Source organism: Timaviella obliquedivisa GSE-PSE-MK23-08B (genome assembly GCA_019358855.1).
Lineage (GTDB): Bacteria > Cyanobacteriota > Cyanobacteriia > Elainellales > Elainellaceae > Timaviella > Timaviella obliquedivisa.
The window spans coordinates 20183-27232 of the sequence record JAHHII010000026.1; the positions used below are offsets into that span (position 1 = coordinate 20183).

Annotated in this window: 6 protein-coding genes and 1 pseudogene; all 7 read right to left on the reverse strand. The window is 43.7% G+C overall.

What is annotated here, in order from left to right:
* Nucleotides 1-43: 43 nt before the first annotated feature.
* The 7 genes and pseudogenes from KME11_22835 to KME11_22865 all read right to left on the reverse strand — a co-directional run bounded on the left by KME11_22835 (nucleotide 44) and on the right by KME11_22865 (nucleotide 6805).
* A complete protein-coding gene (locus KME11_22835; GenBank protein ID MBW4518046.1) occupies nucleotides 44-1456 on the reverse strand; it encodes an Nramp family divalent metal transporter in 1413 nt (470 codons plus the stop codon).
* A gap of 186 nt (nucleotides 1457-1642) precedes the next feature.
* Nucleotides 1643-2494, reverse strand: coding sequence for a hypothetical protein (locus tag KME11_22840; protein ID MBW4518047.1), 852 nt, complete (start codon nucleotides 2492-2494; stop codon nucleotides 1643-1645).
* A 265-nt stretch (nucleotides 2495-2759) separates the two neighbouring features.
* Nucleotides 2760-3269, reverse strand: a complete 510-nt coding sequence (locus KME11_22845) for a PRC-barrel domain-containing protein (protein MBW4518048.1) — start codon at nucleotides 3267-3269, stop codon at nucleotides 2760-2762.
* A gap of 455 nt (nucleotides 3270-3724) precedes the next feature.
* A pseudogene (locus tag KME11_22850) lies at nucleotides 3725-3922 on the reverse strand (transposase).
* Entirely contained in the window at nucleotides 3904-4044 is a 141-nt protein-coding gene (locus KME11_22855) for a hypothetical protein (GenBank protein MBW4518049.1), read from the reverse strand. The pseudogene KME11_22850 and the gene KME11_22855 overlap by 19 nt, the downstream one beginning before the upstream one ends.
* A gap of 9 nt (nucleotides 4045-4053) precedes the next feature.
* On the reverse strand, nucleotides 4054-5298 hold the full coding sequence (locus KME11_22860; GenBank protein MBW4518050.1) for a cytochrome P450: 1245 nt from the start codon (nucleotides 5296-5298) through the stop codon (nucleotides 4054-4056).
* Between the two features lie 394 nt (nucleotides 5299-5692).
* Nucleotides 5693-6805: an IS630 family transposase gene (locus KME11_22865; GenBank protein ID MBW4518051.1), complete on the reverse strand. Its 1113-nt coding sequence runs from the start codon at nucleotides 6803-6805 to the stop codon at nucleotides 5693-5695.
* Nucleotides 6806-7050 lie beyond the last annotated feature (245 nt).

Here is a 7050-nt window from a genome sequence, read left to right on the forward strand (position 1 = left end):
CAGCGCCTAGTGATCGTAAGGAAATTTGTTTGGAAAATATGCGTCAGCCGCCTCCAGAACCTCTTAGAACTCCTGTTAATTGCAACAAATAAATAAATGCAAATACAGCAAAGAATAAGCCTGCAAGCAACGTTCCCCAGAAAGAAAATCCTGTAGGACGCAGTTTCTTTGGCAACATCCGGTAATTAAGGAAAAGCGTCAGTCCAGCCACGACGGGAATGTGTGCCGCTTCGATCGCCCCGGCAGTCTGCAATAAAGCAACAGGTGTACCAAAAAAAAGATAAACTGCGATCGGTAAAACCGCTAACAAGAATACAATGTAAAACTTCCGCAGAAACTTCTCATTCGTCCACTGACCCTCACGGATGCCAAACTCTTGCAGGAGAATTCGCGTACCATCAGCAAACATCCGTCCAAAGCCATCCTGCACCGATAATGTCGTACTACAAAAAGTAATAAATACGATCGCAATCATGAACCAAAAACCAAACGGACCCCAGATGTTTCCAAGCAAAGTTCCTAATGTTTCTGCTACCTGATTTTCTTCAGGAACTATTCCCTCCGGGCGCAACAACTGGGCACCTAAAATTAAAAATGCCAATGCTGCCAGCAATGCTCCAATCACCGCTAACGTATTGGAGAAAGTCATTAACTTAACCCAGCCTTGCAATCGCTGCTGCTGTTCCGAATCAAGCTGTTTGACATCAAGAGGTTCTTCTTGCTGAAGCGCCGTTGCTCCATACCCCCGCGCCTCTACCCAGTAGGAGTACCACATCATTCCAGCCGCACCTGCTAACATAAACCCCAACCAAGGCAAAACTTCTTGGTACTGCGCATTCGGAGGAATCTGTGGTATTAGACCAGAAGCTAACTCTCGGACATTAGGGAAGACTAAGAGTGCAGCGATAACAATGGCAAGGGTACGGGCAATTCCTATCAGTGAGGAAATCTTTTCGACAACATGGTACTGCCCCAAAAACACGATCGCCGCTGTCACTAAAATAATAATGATTGTCCAGAGTTGAACAGTTCCACCTATCACTAAAATTAAAGCTGTTGCTGCTGCTCCTGCCAGCCCTGCAACCGTCGAAATTGCCACAGCAAACTGAGGAACAAGAATTAGCCAAACTGCCCAATTTTTAAAGCCAGGTAGTTGTTTAAATCCTTCTAAAATTGTTGCTCCTGTGCAAACGGTAAAGCGTCCAACCTCGCGGTTAATAAACCATTTCAAAATAACGGCTGCAAGTAGTGCCCATAGCAGAGTATATCCATAAAGGGCAGCAATTCGCGGCGTAAATAAGAGTTCTCCAGAACCTGCCGCAGACAGCATCCAGATAAAGCCTGGTCCCAGCCAATTTAATTGCTCTGTCCCGTGTGGCGGTGGGGGAATTTGTTGATTCTGCGAATCTAGATAGGATAATTGAGATGAAGTCTGAACTTGAGGCTGATAGTTCATCCGGGGTCGCTCCTGGCTCTGATCCTGCTAAAAATAAGCGGGCTTTCAGGCGATCACCCCTTTCATACAGCCCGTCCTGTTACGTCTCAAAATTTCAAGCTGGTATTTTACAAATGATAATGTGAAAGGAGTTGGCATGATGCATTACAACTACACGAACTCCTTTCACTGCTCATTCAATCTTTATTACTTTGCACCGTCTGGAATCGCTGAAGGATAGACCTCTTCCGCAACCAGCACAGGTTTATTGCTGTACTCAGCTTCTAACACCTGCTGAATGCCAGTATCCCAGTTGAAGTCATATTCGCGCTCTAAATCAGCAACAACAAAAGGACGCAACACACCCGTCACTGCAACTTTCTCACCGTCACGAATTGCTGGCAAAGCCCCAGTTGTAGGGGTTGCGCGAATGACTAGCAAGTCTTCTGCACCAAACAAACGATCCTCATCTAAAGTGAATGCGTTTGCACCCTGAATGTCTCCAACTTCACCTGTAACCGCAAGAGGCTTACCATAGTACTGCTCAGGCTCACTAGTCAATTCACCAGGCTTTGGAGCAACGGCAAGCGACTGAGCGATGATTGCGGGTTGGTTCTCGTATTCTACATAAAGATCTGGGTCTAGACCCAAAGTGAATTCGCGTTCAACATCTGCAAGCACGAAATTGCGAACTTGACCCGTAGCTTGAATATCCACCCCATCTTCCGGGAAGACAAAGGGTTCCCCTGAGGCATTCACAACCAAAATTGGGTTACTGCCAAAGAATTGCTCATCCTCGATTGTGAATGTACTAGGACTAATTTTCTCGATCGGTTCACTTCTAATGGTCACAGTCTGACCGATGTACCGATTCGTATTCTCAGCAACATCTTCTGTAGTCACGTTGGTTTGAGCTTGAGGTGTAGAGGCTTGAGGGGTGGGAGTCGTGCAACCCGTTAATAAAGCTGTAACGAACGCCAAACCCATAGTGCTTTTTACTGCCCAGCTTTTAGCAGAAGAATTTCCGAAGCTGTACTTTTTAGATTTCTGAACTTTCATTACTGTAACCTCCTAAATGGTCAATTCATCACTGACGTTAACAATCGAACTGTATTCTCAATCTTCTTCAATCTCTTTACGTTCTCTGGTTCTCTCTTCTCTAAAATTGTTTTAACAACGTTTTTCCCTATGATTATTGCCGGAATTAAATTCCTTGAATTTGTTACACATCCCTCTAGGAGAAAGATAAAATAGGCGAATTATTTTCGTTGTAAAAGCGAGGATCGAGCCTCAAAAAAGAACGTTATATTTAGAGACGCAGTGCTCATGCAGATCGGCGATCGCGCATCCGCTGCTCATAGGAACGGAACCTAGGATCATTGAGAGCGTAGAGGTAAGGTTCTTGCTGATAGCTGTAGGGTACACTAATTAAACCTTGAGAAACAACTGAGGGCGGAACTAGAGGGCGGTAGGATGACCGAACCCTCTCCTCATAATCATTATCAATCTTCAGGTCATCACTGAACTCAGGCAATTTTTCCACTTGCTCTTTAGTCAAACCAGAAACATAAAGCCTTTTCTGATCATAGTTTAGGCGCGCTAAGCCTACAGGGAGCAAGATGTCCTTCCCAAATACCCAGAACCCGGTATCGATAATGAAATAACGGAATTGTCCATCTTCTTCATCGACTAGCATACCCTTGACTGAGCCTACTTTATCCCGATCATCGTCATTTGTATCGTTCACATACACTGAAAAACTGGTGATGTCGTGTCCATCAAATAAGTCTTTCGTATGGTCAGGATAGTAGTCATTCATTTTCATTAGTGCCATGTTTATTTCTCCACCAAACAATTTACTTTGTATTAACTTTTAACTGAGAGAACCTTCGTTTTGCAGTTATAAGCCTTCGTCACACATATTGCTAGATCTGGTATACAATCGTGCATCCCAGTTAGGTACATCTTGTTCAGGCAATAAACGCAAAGGTGATATAAATGTCTTACAACTATTAAGTAAAGTTGTATGTAAGTCGTATGTAAGTATTATATGAGATGAAGGTGAAAAATCTAGTAGCAAGTGGGAAAATTTGAGGAAATTCTGCTCATAGGAATAGTTCTTTTGAACCCGTTATCTATCATATCCACTACTGTCACCTATCGTTAGTCACAAGTGTGGATTTGAGAGCTTTTTTATATAATAAGAGAAAGTAGTTAGTGATATGAAGATAAGGAATTGGTAATTGCTCAACTCGGTTCAAATAGAGACAGATGCTGGGATAGAGCCTTCTAAATTGCTTCAAAAGCTGACAAGCCTTGTCGCTTACCCGTATTGACTACCGAACGGACGACCACAAATTAATCTCGTCCCTAATCAGAACGAAAGCCGTGTGTCACTTTGCGAAACACCACACTCATGTGAATCCCTTGCTCACTAGAATTATTAGTCGGTGGAATCATCGCATCTTCTAGAAAGAGAAATACGTTGCACCTGCAAACTGGGACTGGGTAAAGATGGCATTCCACAGGTCTAGAACACTACCCATACCTCGATTCAGCAATGCTGCATTTGCCTCATCTGCAACAAATCTCTCAAACAGAAATTCCAACTGCTATAGCTAACTGCGTTTTACATTGCTCATAATAAAGCGACTTTTGGGCATGGTTGGCATTCTCGACAAGCTAACTTCTAGATTTTGTTCAGGTACGTTATAGTGAACTGAATTAACTAAGAAATCTAATGCCGTTTTCATCAGCTCAATCGTAATCCATTCTCCAGCACAGCGATGGCTAGTATAGTAATCACCTCCTCCTTGTGGAATAAAATTAAAGCTGCTATCGTTCCACTGCCGAAAGCGCTCTGGTCGAAATTCCTCTGGGTTTTCCCATAGAGCAGGATCGTGGTTGGTGCCATACAAATCGAGCAATACCTGAACTTTTTCAGGAAAATAGTACTCCTGCCAATTAAAGGCATGGCGTGTGCGAGCTACTATAGCGGGAAAAAATGGATAAAAGCGACGGACTTCTTGGGTAAATAGCTCTCGATAGTCGGCTTCATCTTTTAGTTTCTGACGACACTCTGGGTATTCATGTAAGGCTAAGGCTGCAAACGTAACATATCGGGCGATCGCTACAACGGGGCGGATTATATTAATTAGATCTACGACAGCCCCATGCAGGTCTAATAAGTTGCCTTCTGGTGTCCGATGCGAAGCAAACGCATAGGCAGCACTATCTTCAGGTACTTCTAACTCGTGCGCCCGAATTTTCTTGATAATTCCCCCAATCCATTTTTCAGATTGCTCCCGTCCTCGTCTACCCTGCAAATACCTCAAAGCAATGCCGCCTGCCCCATCAATCATTGCAGCCAGATCTTGAGTTCGTTGCTTAACTTCTGCCTCTAACAAGGGCACTCCTGACCAAGCACACACTGCCCGACAAAAAACCTCATTGGCTGCGTCAAAAAGCACCACGCGATCGCGCTGTTCCCATTCTTGGGCTGCTTTATGCCACTCCTGGCGCGTCAATTCAGCAAGCTGCGCCCTGTGTTCTGGTGCCATCAATGACATAAAGATTTGTTTGCGTTGTCGGTGGGTTTCACCATCCAAACCTTGTACGCCACCTTCGCCTACTAGCGTTTTTTGAACTCGTTTAGGCATAGCATTCTCACGAAAAAATTTTTCGGTGTCGTAAAAAACTTTTGCTGCCGCTTCTCCCCTAAAACAGATCGTTTTCTTCAACAAAATCCGCGTTTGAAAAATATTAGTCTGATATCGCTCACATCGATTTGAGATGAATCGATAGCCCTCAGATAGCAGAAATACTGTACTGTCGATAGTCCGCTCGGTAGGAATTTCGCGCATAAATCCTATGATTTAACTCCGTAGAAGGTAACGGGAGAAGGTAACGAGGCGATCGCAATCTTATATCATCAATTAGCCATGAGAATCAGCTATGAGATATCGCCAGAATGATACAAAAATTACCTTGAGATTAAATCAACCTAGGAGTAGAAGTATTTTCTGTTCGATCGATCGTCTAACTATCCTAGACAAGAACTTACAACGATTAGCAACACTTATTCAGTCGTTAGTATTACTCCTCTCACCCAAGTTATGTACCCAATGGAGGACGGAACTTTACTTTTACAAAAGCTAAGCTCACAAATAATAAACTCTTAAATCAATATACGTACGACCGTACCTCTAAAACCGGAAGTATTCAATCTAAATTGCAAGTAACTAAGCTAATCAACATTTAACTTGCAAGTATTGCATTTCCTTTATTCTTCACCTTTCGCTTCCACTGAATATTCAGTTCTCCATGATTGATGAGTCGGTCGAGTAAGTCTCTTAATTCACCGACCGATTGAAATAATCGATGGGCAATGAATTCTTTGCAAGAATGCCAGACTAATTCAATCAGGTTGTAATCTGGACTATAGGGCGGTAAAAACCAAAGTTCTAGATTTGGACATTCAGACGATATCTGAAGGATCACCTCCTGTTTCTGGTGATAACTCGCATTGTCTAAGACGATCAAAATCCTCGCTCCATTCTGCTGGAACTCACATTCAAGATTGCCCTTCTCTACCCATTCCTGCATCACATACTGATTCAGATTAACCATACTCTCAAGGAAGCTATCCCCGTTTCCTTGCTCAATAAAATAGCATTTTTGTTTTCGGTCACTATAGCGCAGACCACCCATCATATTAACTCGTTCACGACTCCGTTTCCCAAGTAGCGCTTTTCGTTTTCCTCTCTTGCCCCATTGTTTTCGCCGAATCACCCGCAAACTGAAGCCACTTTCATCCCAAAACCAGATTTGAAGCCTCTCTGGTGAGGCTTTTGAGCGCGCTAATGCTTGCTCTAATTTCTCCTTAAATGCTGCCCGCTTTTCACGGTCTTGCTTCTCCTCTAGGCTATACTTTGCCCAGAGGTATGCGTACTTTTTTTGCACCAATATCCTCCCCACTTGAACACTGCTCATCTTAATCTGGGTGGTCTCTTCTAAATGCTTTGCCAATCGTGCAGTCGTCCATCGTCCAAATTCATATCCCAACTCCATCGGGGTTTGTTCAACCACCCGCAGTAATTGTTCGATGTACTCAGGCGTTGCCTTTCGATAGTTTCCTTGCGCTCGTCCGTCTTTGAGACTCTCTAGATCATCGGGGTTGCCATGGACGCACCAATAGGCGACACTCCGATAGGAACAGCCAATGAAATCCATAATCTCTTCATAGGTCTTGCCATCATTCCTCAATAGCAACATCAATACCCGCTGTCGTTGATGCGAATCCTCACTCTCTCGTAGTGCATTTTGGAGGGTATCTTGTTGAACGGAACTCAGAAATTTAGAAACTGGCATCGCTTTCTAGAAGACGAATTATACTTCCTATTTTATCCGATTTTATGCATTCTAGATGAGGATTCAGCTTATAGAACCCATTTGACATCTTCTAGCTCCTGCTTTAAGGTGCTTGAAGCCGTCTAATCTAGCGACCATGACATATTCCAGCAGCCTCACCGATGCCGAATGGGAAATCTTTGAACCTCTGTTACTTCAGAGTCTTCCGCCCAAGAAGAAGACTCGACCTTCAAATTGGACAAAGC